17 protein-coding genes and 1 tRNA gene are annotated in these 17,942 nt (G+C 40.0%); 14 read left to right on the top strand and 4 right to left on the bottom strand.

What is annotated here, in order from left to right; all coding sequences use genetic code 11:
• Positions 1–29: 29 nt before the first annotated feature.
• Positions 30–119: transfer RNA gene (locus tag M2408_RS01610), tRNA-Ser, on the top strand.
• A gap of 66 nt (positions 120–185) precedes the next feature.
• Here the strand turns inward: M2408_RS01610 and M2408_RS01605 are convergent.
• Positions 186–674, bottom strand: a complete 489-nt coding sequence (locus M2408_RS01605) for a YdcF family protein (protein WP_259178672.1) — start codon at positions 672–674, stop codon at positions 186–188.
• A 92-nt stretch (positions 675–766) separates the two neighbouring features.
• A complete protein-coding gene (locus M2408_RS01600) occupies positions 767–2,788 on the bottom strand; it encodes a site-specific recombinase (protein WP_259178670.1) in 2,022 nt (673 codons plus the stop codon).
• A 228-nt stretch (positions 2,789–3,016) separates the two neighbouring features.
• Between M2408_RS01600 and M2408_RS01595 the strand changes: the two genes are divergently transcribed.
• The 9 genes from M2408_RS01595 to M2408_RS01555 all read left to right on the top strand — a co-directional run bounded on the left by M2408_RS01595 (position 3,017) and on the right by M2408_RS01555 (position 13,072).
• A complete protein-coding gene (locus M2408_RS01595; protein ID WP_259178669.1) occupies positions 3,017–3,886 on the top strand; it encodes a hypothetical protein in 870 nt (289 codons plus the stop codon).
• A gap of 54 nt (positions 3,887–3,940) precedes the next feature.
• Positions 3,941–6,316 (top strand): hypothetical protein, encoded by a 2,376-nt coding sequence (locus M2408_RS01590; RefSeq protein WP_259178668.1) that lies wholly within the window; start codon positions 3,941–3,943, stop codon positions 6,314–6,316.
• A 721-nt stretch (positions 6,317–7,037) separates the two neighbouring features.
• Positions 7,038–7,880 carry a DUF3347 domain-containing protein gene (locus tag M2408_RS01585; protein WP_259178667.1) on the top strand — a complete coding sequence of 281 codons (843 nt, stop codon included), beginning with the start codon at positions 7,038–7,040 and terminating at the stop codon, positions 7,878–7,880.
• Positions 7,881–8,168: 288 nt separating this feature from the next.
• Complete coding sequence (locus M2408_RS01580) at positions 8,169–9,101, top strand: TIGR01777 family oxidoreductase (protein ID WP_259178666.1); 933 nt, start codon at positions 8,169–8,171, stop codon at positions 9,099–9,101.
• A gap of 58 nt (positions 9,102–9,159) precedes the next feature.
• On the top strand, positions 9,160–10,020 hold the full coding sequence (locus tag M2408_RS01575) for a fumarylacetoacetate hydrolase family protein (protein WP_259178664.1): 861 nt from the start codon (positions 9,160–9,162) through the stop codon (positions 10,018–10,020).
• Positions 10,021–10,186: 166 nt separating this feature from the next.
• The gene (locus M2408_RS01570; RefSeq protein ID WP_259178663.1) at positions 10,187–11,206 is read left to right on the top strand and encodes a methionine ABC transporter ATP-binding protein; all 1,020 of its coding nucleotides are present in this window, start codon (positions 10,187–10,189) and stop codon (positions 11,204–11,206) included.
• Positions 11,199–11,852 (top strand): methionine ABC transporter permease MetI, encoded by a 654-nt coding sequence (metI, locus tag M2408_RS01565; RefSeq protein ID WP_259178661.1) that lies wholly within the window; start codon positions 11,199–11,201, stop codon positions 11,850–11,852. Before M2408_RS01570 ends, metI begins: the two co-directional genes overlap by 8 nt.
• 15 nt (positions 11,853–11,867) lie before the next feature.
• On the top strand, positions 11,868–12,680 hold the full coding sequence (metQ, locus tag M2408_RS01560; RefSeq protein WP_120259248.1) for a methionine ABC transporter substrate-binding lipoprotein MetQ: 813 nt from the start codon (positions 11,868–11,870) through the stop codon (positions 12,678–12,680).
• Between the two features lie 11 nt (positions 12,681–12,691).
• Positions 12,692–13,072, top strand: coding sequence for a YchJ family protein (locus tag M2408_RS01555; RefSeq protein WP_259178659.1), 381 nt, complete (start codon positions 12,692–12,694; stop codon positions 13,070–13,072).
• Positions 13,073–13,153: 81 nt separating this feature from the next.
• On the opposite strand, the gene M2408_RS01550 is transcribed toward M2408_RS01555, so the two are convergent.
• Together M2408_RS01550 and M2408_RS01545 are read right to left on the bottom strand one after the other, a co-directional pair.
• A complete protein-coding gene (locus M2408_RS01550) occupies positions 13,154–14,590 on the bottom strand; it encodes a dicarboxylate/amino acid:cation symporter (RefSeq protein ID WP_120258056.1) in 1,437 nt (478 codons plus the stop codon).
• 176 nt (positions 14,591–14,766) lie between these two features.
• Positions 14,767–15,117: a 4Fe-4S dicluster domain-containing protein gene (locus tag M2408_RS01545; protein ID WP_046672889.1), complete on the bottom strand. Its 351-nt coding sequence runs from the start codon at positions 15,115–15,117 to the stop codon at positions 14,767–14,769.
• A 157-nt stretch (positions 15,118–15,274) separates the two neighbouring features.
• Here M2408_RS01545 and M2408_RS01540 point away from each other — a divergent pair, with 157 nt between their 5' ends.
• The 4 genes from M2408_RS01540 (at position 15,275) to M2408_RS01525 (ending at position 17,940) form a co-directional block, all read left to right on the top strand.
• Complete coding sequence (locus M2408_RS01540; protein ID WP_259178657.1) at positions 15,275–16,288, top strand: acyl-CoA reductase; 1,014 nt, start codon at positions 15,275–15,277, stop codon at positions 16,286–16,288.
• Positions 16,289–16,343: 55 nt separating this feature from the next.
• A complete protein-coding gene (locus tag M2408_RS01535; RefSeq protein WP_046672891.1) occupies positions 16,344–16,547 on the top strand; it encodes a hypothetical protein in 204 nt (67 codons plus the stop codon).
• 5 nt (positions 16,548–16,552) lie between these two features.
• Complete coding sequence (locus M2408_RS01530) at positions 16,553–17,233, top strand: cell division ATP-binding protein FtsE (protein ID WP_120258059.1); 681 nt, start codon at positions 16,553–16,555, stop codon at positions 17,231–17,233.
• 158 nt (positions 17,234–17,391) lie between these two features.
• Positions 17,392–17,940, top strand: a complete 549-nt coding sequence (locus tag M2408_RS01525; RefSeq protein WP_259178654.1) for a nucleotide exchange factor GrpE — start codon at positions 17,392–17,394, stop codon at positions 17,938–17,940.
• Positions 17,941–17,942 lie beyond the last annotated feature (2 nt).

The raw sequence follows: 17,942 nt of genomic DNA, 5'->3' as shown, positions 1-17,942 counted from the left end.
ATTGCCTTATGTTTGCAATGTCAAAACACGGAAGGGTGCCTGAGTGGCCGAAAGGAACAGTTTGCTAAACTGTCGTACTGGAAACGGTACCGCGGGTTCGAATCCCGCCTCTTCCGCCAAGACTACAAAAAGCTCAACATTAGTTGAGCTTTTTTTTGTTTCTGCTGTAAGAAACAAATGATCCGCTAAACCTCCTCTTCCAGCAACCTTTTTACAGCACCTGATTCATGTTCAATCAGCGGTGCCAGTTCGGCTTTCGATAAGGATGAGATAGCGGGGATAAATACAACTTTAGGATAACCGATATATCGTTTGTAAAGAATTTGAGCCCTTTCAATATGAAAGTCAGACGTTATTATAATTAAGATGTCCGGGTTTTCCTCTACAATCAATTTCTTCGATAATTGAAAATCCGTTATGGTATTGGTCGAAGGAACACCTGCAGCGAAAACATGCTCAGGAATCCCTTTTTCGATAAGGAATTTTTGTGCATAAAAATAATGTGGTTTTTCCGTGGGATTAAAATGCGCTCCAAAACCTCCGGTGCATACAATCCGAAAACTACGATTTGCCTGATATAAATTGTAGGCACAATCCAGCCTGTCCTGAGCGATCTGAGATAAATTGCCCCTAGCATCGTTTGGAGCACCAAGCACTATAATTATATTATTCATACCAGTAATCTACAGAAATTACTTAATTTTTGCAATGCCTTACCAAATCTGACATCGCCTGTGCAGTGGGAGTACCCAAAGACTTAACAACTTTATTCTTTAGATTTAGGTGGAAAAAAGAACGACTTGGGATTCATCTTAAAATAAATCCATACCGCTTTCGCCATTTTCGTCAGCTCTTTAGAAGACAGGTTTCTCGAACGGAACGCCAGAACCAACGACAGCCCAAAGCTCACCAAAAAATTAAAAAGTCCGATAATTCCTATACCCAGAATTCCCCATATCCAGATATCTGTGGATAATTCCATCTGATGCCCAAAAAGACCAAGCGCCAAATTACCGCTTGCAAAAGTGATATGCCGAATATCCAAATTTAAACCGAGAAACATGCCTATGGAAGCTGTTGACCCCATAAAAACACCAAACCAAAGATTTGATACAATTCCGGCCCATTTCTTTTCATAAAAGGCGGCGATCTTATCGGTCTTTGTTTTTCCAAACAACTTCTTCAACCAGGGATGCTCCTGAATCCTATAGTAAACCGAATTATGTTTATCGCGATTTGAAATACTGCCGGCGATAATCCCCGACAGAAACAGAAATACACCAGCAATGGAAGCATGCAAGATGACAGGTGTCTTGGTGGGATTTAAATCATCGACCAAATGCAACCATTTGGCACTTGCAATATTCACACCTGTGAGTTGCTGTATCCCCCATACTAACAGCAGGCTGACGGGAAATGCCATAATCACGTTCCCTACAAAAGCGATAAACTGCGAGCGAAATAAACGTGCGAAAAATTGCGCAAAGACCCAATACCGGTGCCTGTCGACACCTTGATCTGCCGCCCCTTGTTCGATAGCGCTCACCAGCGATGAGGCCGTCATCGCCGGCTGCTTGGTCGCTAAGGTAGCTCCAAAAAGATAAATAACCGTGAAGCCAATCGCGTAATTCAGGCTATACAAAAATGCATATCCGAATTCACTCGTCCCGACTTTTCCCAATAATAATTTCACAATACACATCCCACCAACAATTACGCCCCCTCCACAGGCAGAGCGAAACATCTTCCAATATTCCTGATTGGTTGACGTAATATAATGTTCACCTGTCTGTGCGGTATGATGCGTAATTTCGTAAGCCAGCAATTGAGTACTCTGCCCTATTAATTTACGTATATTGCTTTTTCTCGAATTATAACCAATAACCGTTTTCGCCAGATGAATCGTCTTCTCTACTTTTTGGGATTCCATATCAATCACCAAAAAAGAGATCATCTCTTTGATACGCTCAAGTTGCTGACGGATCCGCAATAAGGACTGATTCACCTTAATAGAAATACCAAAACGGTGCGAATTACCAAATGCGGTTTCTATATAGGCCTCACATTGTCGATGAAGCACGAGCAACTGTTTATACGAAAGATCTTCTGAGTTGATGTATTTCCTCTCCGATTGCAAAATACGGTCATTTAACTCCGTAAACTCTCGCATAATTGCGATAAATGGGCTATCGAAATTCTGAAACTCTGGCACCATTTTATTGACGTCAGTTTCCATTGCCCGGCCAGTAATACGTTGTACCAACAGCTCGATCCCATACAAGATCTCAATCATTTCAAAACCCGTTTCATCATCATAAATGGAATAAAACTCACATAGCTGAAATAGTTCATACAATTGCTCGGCAGAAATAGTGGATATCCAATCCGCATCTTTGGGGGAGTAAAATACCTGATTCAGCAAATATTGTAAGGTTGATTTTGCTGGTTGATAAGGCAAATAACGTTCTGTTATCCGCTTCCTGAGCTCATAGATAAAATCTGCATAACTGATAATGCCCGTATCGGACACCAGTTGATCAAGATCTCTTTGCCTGAAAACCCGTTTAAGGTAGTAAATAAATTGATTCCTGCAATCCGCTGACTCCTGTAGAAAATCAAGAAAAAACTGGATATCAACCTGATAGAATAACTGAACTTTTTTTGGTCGAATTATCGCGACAATTAAAACCAAAAGTTCAATTTCTACATATTCGGGATTATCTAATTGATTCCTATAACGATCAAATAGCGCACTTACTTGCTGTTTTTGACCTTTTTTTTCTTTCATAAATTCCTATTATTCGCCTAAAATAGCATTTATTAGCTGTATAAACTTTCACGTCTTAAGATACCACATTTAAGACAAAATTGTTTTGAAAATCATAAAATCTATTTCCGCTGACCTGCTATCGTATAAGGCTTGCTAGGCGTTATATCACTGGCAAGAAAATACCTGAAACCAGTGATAAGCATGCCCCGAAATTCTTCTATTTTTGCAATAGTGAACAGGAGAAAAATGAAGACAATAAATTTTGCGATAGTATGTCTAGGTCTATTTCCCATGCTTCTAAAAGCACAGGACGGCATCACATTTGAAGATGATTTTAACTTATGGAACATCGAAAAAGGACAAACAGCCTCCGTTTTTGTTGAAAAGGCCTATATACGCTCCGGGCCGGGGCTCAACATGAAAGTGGTGGACTCACTGACACTTGGAGAAAATGTCACCATTGCCAGTGCTCCATTTAAAGGCAATACCATCAAAAATTTTTATGCTCCATGGTATCAGATCAGCTATCATAGCGATGGTCAGCTTAAACAGGGCTTCATCTGGTTAGGCTTATTGGCCCTCGGTAAACAGACCGACAAGGAGGGCCTCCAGTTTTTATTCGGATTTGAACGTTTCATCAAACAACAAAATGAGGAACAACAGGATCACTATTTAACCACAGTAAAATTATTGGATGCACAAGATTCATTAATCACCAGTCAATCTTACCCATTTGTATTCTCTGGTCAGCTGAGCTCGCAAAGTAAATTGCTGCCAGCTATGGGACTAAATAATGTAAAGCAAATCTTACGCATGGAATTTTTATCAGGTGCCTGCGCAGTTCCAACGGAGTATAATTACATGGCCTGGACTGGTCAGAAATTGATCAATCTCCCCAGTAGATACTCCGTTAGTGATGCCGGTGTCTTTTATTACGATGAAAAAATCCTATTCCCCTCCGAACACAAAAGAAACAACCAGTTGATCTATAAATACATCGAAGAAGGTGAAGCGAAAGATGATAGTACCCTAGACCCCGACTATCGCATTTCGAAAAGAGAAGAATATTTTCAATGGGATGGTGATAAGTTCGTAAAACTTACGCTACCGAAATAACTTTTCAATAAAATTTAACATATTAGTAAAAATAATAAAAGAAAGAAGCAAAGAATGGAAGAGAGAAATATATACGATTTATTCTACAGTGGACAACTAGATCTATTTATCATTGAAGGCGAAAATCAATTGAAGCAGAACGACCAGGATGTCCCACTTTGGACACATCTCGCTGTTGCCTATCACGATCAAGTATTCTACGATGGACACGAAGCTATTTTTGATATCATACAGGAGAAGATGATCCCCTACCTCCAAAAAGCACTACTAGTAGAGCCAGAAAATGAAACAACGCTCTATCACATGCTCAATTACGTCTTAGGCAACCAGGCAAGCTTGGGGCAGATCAATCGTCCGAGAAAACATATCAACGAGAACAACAAAGACCAATTTATAGGTTATGCAAAAAAGTTGATCGAAATACCTAAAATGGCTCCCTATGGCTACGGCTTCCTGGCAGATATTTATGAGAGTCTCCAGGATTATACCGCCCTATTAGCTTTATTGGATGAGGGGATCAGTTATTTCAATGAAACTTTTAAAGACGATCGCGAAGCTGCTGATCAAAATTTCTCCATATTCTGGATAAAAAAAATCTATCTTCTAGACCGTACTAAACAGGTTTTGGGGACAGCGCTAAGCGCTCTAATAGGAGAGCAATTTGATCGCTTTGTCAGCGGCAGTGAAATGCAATATGTGGATCTTGCCGAGATCGCTTATGAAAACAAAGAGATAGATCTGGCCCTAAAAGTATTATTAAAACTTATTAAAGGTGAAAATTCAGCTGCCCATATCCATGAAGAGCTGGTCAAATGGCATGGTCGCTTTGAAGAGCTTATCGCTGACGGTTATGAAAACCCTGAGGTATTCTATTACCAGCTTATCATTGAACGCAATTATTCCGAAGATATCGGGATACCGCTAGACTATTATTATCTACACGCACTAAAACTAATTGACGAATACCCTGAGATATACGCCGGCTATCATTTTGCAGCAGCATACCTTTATGACGATGGACAACATGAAGCGGCCTTACCTTACCTTCAACAATTGGGCGAAAGACAGTGGAATGCAACATCTTGGCGCCGTCTTGTTGAATGCACGTACTTAACAACAGGTGAAGTATATACACGGATTCCGACATTCGATGACTTACCACGCGATCTCTATAATGAAGCAATTAACTTATCTGACTTTGTTGATGCATTAGATACGCTTTCAGCTGAAGATACATTGGCTCTGAGACAGCTTTATCTTGCTGTTTATCGCCAAGCCTATGATGGCTTTGCGGCTTATTTCGAACAGGGAAAATATGAAAGTGATTATTTCGGTGGAAGCCACAATCGTGCAATGAATTGTAATAACCTGGCAATTGCATTAAAGAATGTGGATCTCCTCGAAGATAGTTATCAAATCGCAACTGAGGGGCTAAACTACTCAGATTTTGAAGAACTACATCAGACGCGAACAGACGCATTGTCGAAATTGGAGGATTATGAACGTTTAAAAGACGCCCTCATACTATATTTCGACACATACCAAGTCACTTTGAGCGACCTTGATGAAATGCGCGATGAGGTAATGGAAGAACAATCTGCTGAAGATGAATCAGACCTAGTGTTTCCAAGTTGCTATCAAATGTTTGTGTACCAGCTTGAAGTAAATTATCATCTGGGCATTTCTTCCGATATACAAAGGGAAGCACAATATCTTCTGGAGCACATATATCAGTTCTACATCAATCACCCTACGCTAAACGACTATCATTACAGGGATTTTGAGGCCGCTAAAAATGGTGTGGAAGGTATTATTTATGATATCCTTGAGCCTAACGATCGTGACCACCGTATCGACTATTATACGGATATGGCACAGCAATATCCGCATGAAGCACAACCACAATATATCCTTATGCAGCTATACAATGAGATATCTGACTATAGCGCCATTGTTGCTGCAGCACAAACCTACCTCAAAAATAAAAAGGAATTTATCATCGATGACTTTGATAAAGCAAAGACTTTATATCTGATTATCAAAGGGCATTACTTCCTCTCCGAATTTAGATCGGGCGCAGAAGTATTTCAACGTCATGATGCCTGGGTTGCCACAGTCATGGATCCCGAAGATTATGTACTTTGGTTAAAATTCGGAATCATGTTGCTTGCTGAACAGGAAAACCTAGCCGAAGTAAACCGCAATGTAATGGTCTTTAACGGCATCTATGCACAAAATGAATGGGGCTATGATGACGACTGTGAATCTGTAAAGTTGGCTGAAGCACTTGTTACTTACAAAACGGGAAACCTAAAAAAAGCACACAGTTTACTCAATGAAGTACTGGCTTATTCAGACCATAGTGCACTGGCAGACCAATATAAAAGAACTTGGAAGAAACCGGGTTTCTTATCAAACTTTAAGTTCTAGCGAGCTACTCGCCCAACTTAAATAATAATAGAAGCGTAGTAAAACATTTGATCTGTTTACTACGCTTCTATGTAATATACCCTCCGTTTAATACCTAAGATTCTTCTTCCATAACACACGCTTTCCATACTACAGCCACGAGCGCTACAAAGTCCGCACCTGGAATAGGAAACATCCATCTCGATGGTGGGTTTAATACTTATTCAAAAAAAGCTATATTTGAACTGTGGTGGTACTAAAATATCTAATCGGACTAATTCTTTTTCTTGGCTTATGGGCCAGGCCGACTGCAGTATTTCCCTGCCATCAAAGCAAGGCAAAAACCTGTCCTATAGACAGTCTAAATCATGCTAACAAAAAACAGGATTGCTGCCAAAAAGCGAAGAAGAAACCGCTATGTCAGCACCGCAAGCAATGTCGGGACTGTAGTTGTCATTGTGCTTCGGCGACAAGTATACTGGCTGTCTCTACCCTTCCCGTTCAGCTTCCAAAAATTTCCTTTTCAATCTTTAAAAAATTATATAGCGGTCTATTGTCCGTCTATCTTTCAGATGGTTATTTTTACCCTTGGGTTCCCCCTAAAATAGCCTAGGTAACACAGAGAAAACTTTTTTGAAAAAGTAAATCTCCTTATTAATTTAAAGAACCTGCCCTATCCCGATCAACAAAAACAGATCGCATTCCGCAGGGATCCATACACGTATTACAACATTTAGAACACATGAGACTTCTCAATAACATCATAACAGCCTGCCTTTTAGCCACCAGTATAAACAGCTATGCACAGGATAATACCATGACAACCCAAACAGTCAAAATCAGCGGCAATTGTGGGATGTGTAAAAAAACAATAGAAAAAGCCGCAAACTCCGTGGACTCCAAAGTAGATTGGAACGAGGATAACCAGACAGCAAAGGTCTCTTTTAATGCCGAAAAGACCTCCCTGGATGCTGTTTTGAAAAAGGTCGCATTGGCCGGTTATGACAATGAAAAATACCTGGCTCCGGCAACGACTTATGCTGACCTGCATGGCTGTTGTCAATACGATAGAACCTTAAGTGCCCCACCGGCCAATCCTGAAAATACTCCTGAAAGCAAAGAAGAAAGCACAGGATCGTCATCTGTCGCCAAGGCAGGTAACTTCCAGCCGATTTATGATCAGTATTTCCAATTGAAAGATGCACTGGTTGCCTCCGATCATAAGACTGTAGCAACAGGTGCAGCAAAACTTTCAAGTCTGCTGACGACGTTAAAATCAACTGACTTAACTTCTGCGGAGCAACAGGCGTGGAAAGCACAGGCAAATGCGATAACACAGCACACCAAGGCGCTCCAAGAGGCAAAAGATCTCGCAAAACAACGTGTGGCATTTGTATCGCTCTCCGAAGAGGTCTATAAGCTGGCAAAAAGTTCCAAGCCTGCACTTCCTGTTTATCAACAAAAATGCCCCATGTTTAACGGTGGCAAAGGAGCAACCTGGTTGAGCCTCAATAAGGACGTCAAAAATCCATACTATGGCGCCCAGATGCTAACTTGCGGAAGTACAATCCAAACGATACAATAAAAGAGACCAGCATCTCAAAGAGATCTGTTTCCATACCAAAAGGTTCGTCCGCAACGCAGACGAACCTTTTTTATGACATCTCCCATTTGGTCGCTCCATCTTGACAAAGAAATATAAATTACCAAGCGAAATCCTTAAAAACTGATTATTTCGAAGGATAAACCTTAAATTATCCCTTCATTTATAGATTCAAAATAGTATATTAGGAGGAGCATCAAGCTAACCAGACAAAAAATAATTAGGGAGAATAATAAAGATATCGAGATCAAATAAGTTGAGATTTAACCCATGGAAAAAGTAATCATTACAGGAGGAACAGGTGCTATTGGCCTTCATTTGACCAAATTACTGGTCGCCAACTTCTATGAAGTAATCATCTTCACACGGGATCCGAAGGCTTATCCTCCACAAGCTAACGTTCGATATGTTCATTGGAACCCAAAAAAACAAGTTATTGATATAAAGTCGATCCAGGAAGCGGATTATATCATCAATTTAGCTGGTGCCAACCTCAATGGATCACATTGGACCAAGGCTTATCAACAAGAAATTATATCCAGCCGGGTGGAAAGTGGACAACTGCTTTATCAGACGCTGAAACAAGTCCCAAACCAGATAAAAGCTGTTATATCAGCATCCGCAACTGGCTGGTATGGCGCCGATGACAGCTATCAGAAAAAACCCTTCGAAGAGGGAGATCCCCAGGGTGGTGATTTTTTATCCTGGGTCTGCAATCTTTGGGAAGACAGTGTAAAACCCATTGAAACCTTAGGAAAGAGGCTCGTTGTCTTCAGATTCGGTGTTGTGATCAGTAAAGACCAAGGATTATTGAAAGAACTCAACCAACTGTTAAGTTTTCGGTTCAACCCTATTCTGGGTTCAGGCAAACAGATGTTAAGTTGGATCCACATGGAAGATCTCAGCCGAATGCTACTATTTGCTATACAAAACAATGCTCTCGCCGGTGTATACAATGCCTGTTCCTCCGATCCGATGCCGCTTGGTCAATTCACCAAACGTATTGCAAGGCGGCGATACGGAATATTCTACATACCGTTTCCCGTCCCCGCATTCTTGATTAAGCTGTTTCTTGGAAAAAAAGGACAGGAGATGGTACTCAACGGTACATGGGTGAGTAATAAAAAGATACTTCAGGAAAAATTTCCCTTTAAGTACCCGACTTTGGACAATAATTGTATAGATAATTTACACATCGGTTAATTGTTAATTCGCGTTAATTTAAGCCCTTTTCGGGACAAAATCCGTATATTTGCGGCTTATGAAGATTTTTAGATATGGCGCAAAGGGCTCCGAAAAGGCGGGAGTCATTTTAAATGAAAAGAAATATGATGTTTCTGAAGGAAATTTTCAATATAACCGTGATTTCTTTGCAAATACGGCAAATTTGGAGAAACTTCAAGTATATGTAGAACAGAATCGTGAAAGTCTAAAAGAGATCGCTGCGGATGAACGTATCGGCACTCCATTGGAAGCTCCTTCCAAAATTCTTTGTGTTGGACTCAACTTCGACGATCACGTTAAAGAGACCAAATTGCAGCAAGCAGCAGAACCTATTGTTTTCATGAAATCTGTTTCGGCATTTAATGGTCCTTTCGATGGTATTACACTACCTAAAAACTCCGTGAAATCTGATTGGGAAACCGAACTTGCTATCGTTATAGGTAAGAAAGCTTCCTATGTTAGTGAAGAAGAGGCCTTGGATTATGTTTTTGGCTATGTACTACATAACGACGTAACTGAACGGGAGTTTCAGATCGAAAGAGGTGGTACCTGGGACAAAGGGAAAGGTTGCGATACATTCGCTCCTATTGGTCCGTTTATCGCTACAAAAGATGAAATCCAAGATGTCAATAATATGAGAATTTGGCTTAAATTAAATGGCGACCTGATGCAAGATGGCAACACAAGCGATTTTATCTATCGTGTTCCAAAGCTTATATCGTACTTAAGCCAGTTCATGTCCCTACTTCCAGGTGACATCATCTCAACAGGCTCACCAGCCGGTTCGGGCATGGGAAAATCCCCGCAACGCTTCCTGCGCGATGGCGATATTATTGAATACGGCATCGAAGGACTTGGATCTGGGAAACAAGTGATATCTGCTCACTCCCTATCCTAACATCCTGTCGATATAGGCCGATCTTTCCTGTCTTTATTTTTTGTCCGGAAAGATCGGTTCAATGGCTTTTTTTTCGTCATTTCATTGTAATTTATCAACCGCATTTGTGTACATTTATATCGACATCCACTTTGTTAACATAAATGCATAAATCCCTATAGGGTCAATGATTCAACTAAACAACATATCTAAATCATTCGAGGTTAAATCCAAACGAATAGATGCATTGAAGAGTCTCTCCCTATCCATTGCCAAGGGCGAAATATTTGGCGTGATAGGGGCTTCAGGTGCCGGTAAAAGCACACTGATTCGTTGTGTCAATCTGTTGGAAAGACCGGACACAGGTCAAGTCATTATTGAGAATGAGGATCTGATGTCGATGTCTTCCAAAGATTTAATGATGAAACGAAGAAATATCGGAATGATCTTCCAACATTTCAATCTCTTGTCATCCCTAACAGTCTCTGAGAACATATCTTTTCCATTGCAACTAGAAGGTAAATCAAAGGCATTTATCCGGCAAAAAGTTTCGGAGCTGCTAAGCCTGGTTGGGCTAGAAGATAAAGCAGAGAGTTATCCGGCAAACCTATCCGGAGGACAGAAACAACGGGTCGCTATAGCTCGTGCACTGGCAAATGACCCCCATATCCTACTCTGTGATGAGGCCACCAGTGCCCTGGATCCAGCAACGACAAAATCCATTCTCACCTTATTAAAAAAAATCAATAAGCAACTTGGACTGACAATCTTATTGATCACCCATGAAATGGATGTGATCAAAAGGATATGTGATCAAGTAGCAGTACTGGATCAGGGAATTTTAATTGAAAGCGGTTCTGTTGAAACCATTTTCGCAAACCCACAGCAGGAAACTACTAAAAACTTTATCCAATCTTCTTTACAGGTCGATATCCCCTTAGGTTTTCAGGAAAGGTTAAAAGACAATGGCAATCCACTTGTCGAGATTTACATGACCTCCAGTGAAGATTCTATTCCATTTATACAACAATTGGAACGCCAATATCAAGTCAAAACAAATATTATTACCGCACAGATCGATTACATTGGCGAAATGAAGTTTGGTGTTATATTAGCTGAATTGTCAGGTGATAACGACAACATAACAGCGAGTCTCTCCTATTTAAAAGAACAGCATCCGCAAACTAAAATATTAGGTTATGTCTGATCAAGTACTAGATTTACTATTATCAGGAACACTCGAAACATTAATGATGACTTTCCTGTCAGGTTTCTTTGGTTTTGTGATCGGACTTCCGCTTGGAATCTACCTATTCTTGACCAGAAAACATCAGCTGTTGGAAAACAAAACCATGCACCAGATTGTTTCCTTGCTAGTGAACGTGTTCAGATCTATTCCATTCATTATTCTCATTGTATGGATGATTCCATTTACACGTCAGCTCGTAGGAACATCCATCGGTATGTCAGCAGCATTGGTCCCTTTAAGCATTGGCGCAGCCCCTTTTATTGCACGATTGGTAGAAAACAGCTTATTGGAGATCCCCCATGGATTAATTGAAGCTGCCAGAGCCATGGGCGCGAGTACACAGCAGGTGATCTTTAAAGTGTTGCTTCCGGAGGCATTACCCTCACTGGTAAACAATGCGACGATAACGTTAATTACACTTGTAGGTTATTCAGCTATGGGTGGCGCTGTTGGGGCCGGCGGACTGGGACAGATTGGCTACCAATACGGCTATGTTGGTTATGACACCTTCATCATGAATGCTGTCCTTATTTTATTAATTTTAATTGTATTCCTGTTGCAATATACAGGCGACTACATATCGAAAAAAGTAAACCATCGTTAACATTAATTGTATCATATGAAAAAATTGAACTATGCATTTGCAATTCTAGCCTTTAGTCTGACGACTATTGTAGCTTGTAACAACAGGGAAAAGAAAGAAAACACCCTTAAAGTTGGTGTGGTGACGGGTCCTGAAAAGGAACTTGCGGAGACGGCTAAGAAAGTTGCAAAAGAAAAGTTCAATCTGGATGTGGAACTGGTTGCCTTCAATGATTACGTCGTTCCCAATGAGGCCCTGAATCAAGGTGATATTGATGTCAATGTATTCCAGCATCAACCCTATCTTCAGGAACAATCCAAACAACGTGGTTTCACCAAACTGACCATTGTCGGAAATACATTTGTATTCCCGATTGTCGCCTATTCCAAAAAGATCAAAACCATCACCGAACTTCAGCCCGGTGCGACTATCGCTATCCCAAATGACCCAACAAACGGTGGGCGTTCGCTATTACTTCTTCAGCGTGAGGGAATCATTGGTTTAAAGGAAAATGTTGGCATACAACCAAAAGTAACAGACATTGTAAGCAACCCAAAACAGGTTAAAATTATCGAAATGGAAGCCCCTCAGCTACCCCGCGTACTTGACGATCCTCAGGTTGTTGTTGCGATCATCAATAATAGCTTTGCCTCACAGGCCGGATTAGACCCCGAAAAACAAGGTTTATTTACAGAGGATAAAGAATCTCCTTATGTCAATTTAATTGTTGCTCGGGCAGATAACAAAAATGATGAAAAAGTACAGCAGTTTATACAATCTTATCAGTCACCTGAAGTAGAAGCAACAGCAAAGAAAGTATTTAAAAACGGTGCCATAAAAGGCTGGTAACCAAAAAAAGCATGATAGCAGTAACTCATTCATGCCCATGTGGCTCAGGTGCAACTTTTGGCAAATGTTGCCTACAAATTCACGGTATCCATGCCAAGGCAACTACAGCAGAAGCGCTTATGCGAGCTCGTTACAGCGCTTTTGTCGTGGGAAACATTGACTTTTTGTACAACACATTCCACCCTACAACAAGAAGATTCCAAAATAAGAATGCTATTGAGCAATCGGCTAAGGAAAATAAATGGATGCAGTTAAGTATCCTGAAAGCCACCTTTTCAACGGTGGAATTTGAAGCCCATTATCTGGATGCAACAATGGAAGTACAGATCCATCATGAAAAATCTACATTTAAACAGCAAGGTAACCTTTGGTATTATGTAGATGGCCGATAAATTTCTGGCTTCAATCCAAAAAAAAGCTGCTCCAATACCTAATGTATTGGAGCAGCTTTTTTTATAAGGTGATTGGCTTTATTAAACCAATTCTTCCGTATCTTCTCGGTAAGGTGCTTCTTCATCAAACTCACCCTCCCATTTGGCGACAACGACCGTTGCAAGACAGTTACCAACAACGTTAACAGAGGTACGCGCCATGTCCATCAATTCGTCAATACCCAAAATAGCGGCGATAACAAAGGTTGGCAGACCGAACTGATCAGCTGTTGCTATTAGGATAATTAATGAAGCACGGGGCACTGCTGCTACCCCCTTAGAGGTAATCATTAATGTGAAAGCAATCATGAGCTGTTGTCCAAACGTCAAGTGAATACCAGCTGCCTGCGCAACAAAAATTGCGGCCAATGATAAATAAAGAGATGTTCCATCCAGATTGAAACTATAACCAGTTGGAATAACAAATGAAACGATCTTACGCGGCACGCCAAATTTCTCCATTGCACTCATGGCTTTAGGTAAAGCAGCATCCGAACTTGTCGTTGCAAAAGCAATAGATACTGGCTCTTTAATAGCATTGATAAAACGTTTGACAGGAATCTTTAAATAAAGTGCAACAGGAAGCAACACCAACGTTAAAAAGCAAAACAACGCAAAATACAAGGTTGCCAACAGCATAAATAAGTTTTTCAAAATATCAACACCGAGATGTCCCACGGTGTATGCCATTGCTGCTCCCACCCCAACCGGAGCAAAATACATGATGATGTTCGTAAACTTAAACATCGTCTCAGACATACTTTCGGTAAAATCCACCAGTGGCTTCCGCTTCTTCTCATCGACCATCGCCAGGCCGATTCCGAACAACACCGAAAATACAACAATTTGTAATACCTGATTGTCAGCAACTGACTTTACGATATTCTCAGGAAAAAGATCACGGACGAATGCAGTGAATTTATAAACTGGATGTACATTATCCGGAAGGGATTTCAATACATGCTCGTCCATACTTTCTTTAGGCACTGGCAGCTCTTCATGTGGCATATGAGCAACGTCTACACCTACCCCTGCTTTAGTTAGGTTGATTGCACCTAAACCAATAAAAATAGCACAGGTAGTCGCACAGAAGAAATACAGCATAGACTTCCAGGCCATACGTCCTACTTGTTTCAAGTCAGAGTGGCCTGCGATACCATAGACAAGCGTTGCAAAAAGAATAGGTCCAACAATGGTCTTTACCAATTTGATGAAACCCTTGCTCAACGGTTGCAGGGAAATTGCCAGATTGGGAAAATCCAGTCCAACAAAAATGCCCAGGATCATACAGGTTAAAATCCATGTGGTCAAATTTTTCTTATAAAGCGCATTTACAACCAAAACGGTGGCAACTATCCAACGGACAGCCATTAGAAATTCATGCGAAAAGCCCACAACTTTAAATTCGTACAATACTGCAATGATACAAGCTAATGTAACTGTGATGAGGGTGATTAACCCTATTTTGGTTTTTAACATTTAAAAGATTTTAATGGTCAAAAGAACAAAAATAAAAAAATACTATGCTTTTGCAAATATTATTATTTAAATAGCCCAACTTTCGCAACAAAATACCGATTTTAACAAAAGCTATCGTGCAAAAAAAAAGCAGGATAATTTCTTACCCTGCTCTATATTTTAACGGAATGAAAAAATTATTCCGCGTGTAACCAAGCTTTTTTCGCTAATAACTCATCGTTAGACTCACGTACGTCTTCGTCATCCACACAACAATCTACCGGACAAACAGCAGCACATTGTGGTTCATCATGAAAACCTACACATTCTGTACATTTATCCGAAACAATATAATAAACTTCATTTGAGATCGCTTCCTGTGATTCATTCGCATCAAGCGTAACGCCATCACCAAAATCTATAACCCCATCCAAAGCAGTCCCATCTGAGAATTTCCAAGTTACACCAGCATCGTATATTGCATTATTTGGGCATTCCGGTTCGCAAGCACCACAGTTAATGCATTCGTCTGTAATTTTAATCGCCATTTATAACCTCACAATTATGATAAATAAACTATTTTTGCATTATCAATATGAAAACAAAGTCTGATTGAACAATAAGGCTAGTTGATTCACGTTGATTAATGTTAACAGCACAAATATAACACAAATTTGTGTATTCATCTTTTAAAAATTTAATATTTTGACAAAGCAACAACGAATAAATGCGTTTGTAAAACTGGGTGAACTGTTGAAAAAGCAGCCTGAAGATCTTACTCAGATCATCCAACTGGCGCAACATAAAAACCCTTGGTATACCGTAAAAAATGTCGAAAGTGCCCTTCAAGCGATTTCATCCAACTTAACAGAAGAGAAGCTCAATCATTGGCTATACAACTACCCGGATCTCGAATCTACTAAAACCGTAGGTTTGATTCTCGCTGGAAATATTCCGCTGGTCGGTTTTCATGATATCCTTTGTGTATTAATCAGCGGATTTAAAGCAAAAATTAAAGTATCCTCGGATGACGCCGGTTTAACAACTTATGTACTCAATAGTTTAAAACAAATCGAACCCGTTTTTGGAGCAGCTTTTGAAATTGTTGATAAGCTCAAAGACTTCGACTTGGTCATTGCCACTGGCTCAAACAATACAGCCCGTTATTTTGACTATTATTTTGGCACAAAACCCCACATTATCCGACGGAATAGAAATAGTGTTGCTGTCATTACAGGACAGGAATCCCCAGCACAAATGAAGGCCTTAGGTCACGATATCTTTGATTACTTTGGTCTTGGCTGCCGCTCAGTTTCCAAACTTTTTATTCCAAAAGATTATGCAGTAGCACATTTTTTTGAAGGAATAGCAGATTTTAAAGATGTATCCGAACACTATAAATACAATAATAATTACGACTATAATAAATCCATCTATCTGATCAATGGAGACAAGCATTTTGATAATGGGTTTCTGTTACTCAAACAGGATGAACGCATGGCCTCTCCACTATCCGTGGTTTATTACGAGGAATACAACCGTCTTGAAGATGTCGAAAACGAGCTGAATCAACAAGCTGAAAATATTCAGTGTGTTGTCTCCGAAGTCCAATTGAACATACAGTCACCAGTCTTTCATTTTGGTGAAAGCCAATGTCCGGCCCTGGATGATTATGCAGATGGCATAAATACGCTGGACTTTTTATTTGCAAACCAGTAAGCTTCCGTTAAATTCATAGTAAAGAAATTGCATTAAAAATACTAACTTTGAAATCATGTATATCATTAAAGTAAAAGGTGTCGCCAAAATTCCCGACTATGTTCAGCTGCGAGATGATGCCTTCACCTTGTTGGCATATTTTAGAGTAGATCGACCTGACAAATCCCTTGATAAGATCGGATTGGGAGAAAAGGCGGAATATATCATGCAATTGGTAAGAGAAATGCCTTTTGGTCAAATTAAAAAATTAGAGTTTTAACGCCCATGATTGAAAATAAAGTAATTACATTAAAGAACGTTGATATCTTTCAACAGAAACATTTAGTATTATCCAATGTCAATTTAAACATCGGGAAGGGAGAATTTCTCTACCTTATCGGACAGTCTGGCAGCGGAAAAAGTAGTTTATTAAAAATCATCTATGGCGATCTATATATCGGTAATGGTGAGGGAATGATCGCGGGGTTTGACCTCAAGAAACTTCACGAAAATGATGTTCCTTACTTACGCCGGAAATTAGGGATTGTTTTTCAGGACTTTCATTTGCTATCCGACAGAACGATCGAGAAGAACCTTGAGTTTGCGTTAAAGGCGACGGGCTGGAAAGATAAAAAAATGATTGATGGACGTATCTTGGACGTATTGGAAAAAGTTGGACTTCGTTCCAAATTAAAGAAAATGCCCCATGAGCTTTCCGGTGGTGAGCAACAGCGGATTGTAATTGCCCGTGCCCTACTGAATAACCCAGAGATTATCCTTGCGGATGAGCCTACCGGAAACTTGGATCCGGCCACATCCGAGGAAATTGTCCTATTGTTGCGCGATATCGCCAATTCTGGAACAGCAATTTTAATGGCTACCCACGATTATACAATTATTCGTAATATGCCTTCGCGTATTATCAAAACTGGAGACGGTATTCTACAGGATGATGTCAGCATCTAAACGAAAAACTGACAACTAAAAAGACATTTTTGCAAATTCCGACAAATTGTTAGGCTTTTTTAATAAAATCTGACAAGCTGTCGGAATTTTATTGTTTGGCAAAAACTTTGAGAAAAGAAGATATAGTAAATTTTTGAATCTATTTTAGCATTGAAGATATGAATGAGCAAGATAATTATTATGATGAGAGTCAAGATCAAGTAGAAACTAATTCTTCTGATCAACAAGAGCAGCCTTCGGATAATCAGGTAGAATTGTCTACTGAAGAGAAGTTGGCAGCAGAATTGGCAGAGGCGAAGGATAAATACATTCGTCTTTCTGCTGAATTTGACAATTATAGAAAACGTACAAGCAAAGAACGTGTTGAATTGATTCAATCAGCAGGAAAAGATGTGATCAGTAAATTATTACCTACGTTAGATGATTTTGACCGTGCATTAAATGCTATGGAAACAGCTGCAGACGTAGAATCCGTTAAAACAGGGATGGATATTGTCAACAACAAATTAAGACAGACCCTGTCTCAATTGGGATTAAAAGAAATGGAAACTGCTGGCCAGGCATTTGACCCTGAATTACAGGAAGCTATTACATCTATTCCAGCACCTACAGCAGATTTAAAAAACAAAGTAGTAGACGTAATCGAAAAGGGATACTATTTGGGTGACAAAGTGATTCGTCACGCTAAAGTAGTTATAGGTCAATAATA

The organism is Sphingobacterium sp. BIGb0165, from assembly GCF_024810095.1.
Lineage (GTDB): Bacteria > Bacteroidota > Bacteroidia > Sphingobacteriales > Sphingobacteriaceae > Sphingobacterium > Sphingobacterium detergens.
Note: the sequence above shows the minus strand (reverse complement) of the source record. Positions and strands in the feature narration are given on the sequence as shown.

Excerpts from the sequence above, each read along its gene's own strand:
- M2408_RS01605 (WP_259178672.1), bottom strand. The coding sequence starts at position 674 with ATGAATAATATAATTATAGTGCTTGGTGCTCCAAACGATGCTAGGGGC.
- M2408_RS01600 (WP_259178670.1), bottom strand. The coding sequence starts at position 2,788 with ATGAAAGAAAAAAAAGGTCAAAAACAGCAAGTAAGTGCGCTATTTGAT.
- M2408_RS01595 (WP_259178669.1), top strand. The coding sequence starts at position 3,017 with ATGAAGACAATAAATTTTGCGATAGTATGTCTAGGTCTATTTCCCATG.
- M2408_RS01590 (WP_259178668.1), top strand. The coding sequence starts at position 3,941 with ATGGAAGAGAGAAATATATACGATTTATTCTACAGTGGACAACTAGAT.
- M2408_RS01585 (WP_259178667.1), top strand. The coding sequence starts at position 7,038 with ATGAGACTTCTCAATAACATCATAACAGCCTGCCTTTTAGCCACCAGT.
- M2408_RS01580 (WP_259178666.1), top strand. The coding sequence starts at position 8,169 with ATGGAAAAAGTAATCATTACAGGAGGAACAGGTGCTATTGGCCTTCAT.
- M2408_RS01575 (WP_259178664.1), top strand. The coding sequence starts at position 9,160 with ATGAAGATTTTTAGATATGGCGCAAAGGGCTCCGAAAAGGCGGGAGTC.
- M2408_RS01570 (WP_259178663.1), top strand. The coding sequence starts at position 10,187 with ATGATTCAACTAAACAACATATCTAAATCATTCGAGGTTAAATCCAAA.
- metI (WP_259178661.1), top strand. The coding sequence starts at position 11,199 with ATGTCTGATCAAGTACTAGATTTACTATTATCAGGAACACTCGAAACA.
- metQ (WP_120259248.1), top strand. The coding sequence starts at position 11,868 with ATGAAAAAATTGAACTATGCATTTGCAATTCTAGCCTTTAGTCTGACG.
- M2408_RS01555 (WP_259178659.1), top strand. The coding sequence starts at position 12,692 with ATGATAGCAGTAACTCATTCATGCCCATGTGGCTCAGGTGCAACTTTT.
- M2408_RS01550 (WP_120258056.1), bottom strand. The coding sequence starts at position 14,590 with ATGTTAAAAACCAAAATAGGGTTAATCACCCTCATCACAGTTACATTA.
- M2408_RS01545 (WP_046672889.1), bottom strand. The coding sequence starts at position 15,117 with ATGGCGATTAAAATTACAGACGAATGCATTAACTGTGGTGCTTGCGAA.
- M2408_RS01535 (WP_046672891.1), top strand. The coding sequence starts at position 16,344 with ATGTATATCATTAAAGTAAAAGGTGTCGCCAAAATTCCCGACTATGTT.
- M2408_RS01530 (WP_120258059.1), top strand. The coding sequence starts at position 16,553 with ATGATTGAAAATAAAGTAATTACATTAAAGAACGTTGATATCTTTCAA.
- M2408_RS01525 (WP_259178654.1), top strand. The coding sequence starts at position 17,392 with ATGAATGAGCAAGATAATTATTATGATGAGAGTCAAGATCAAGTAGAA.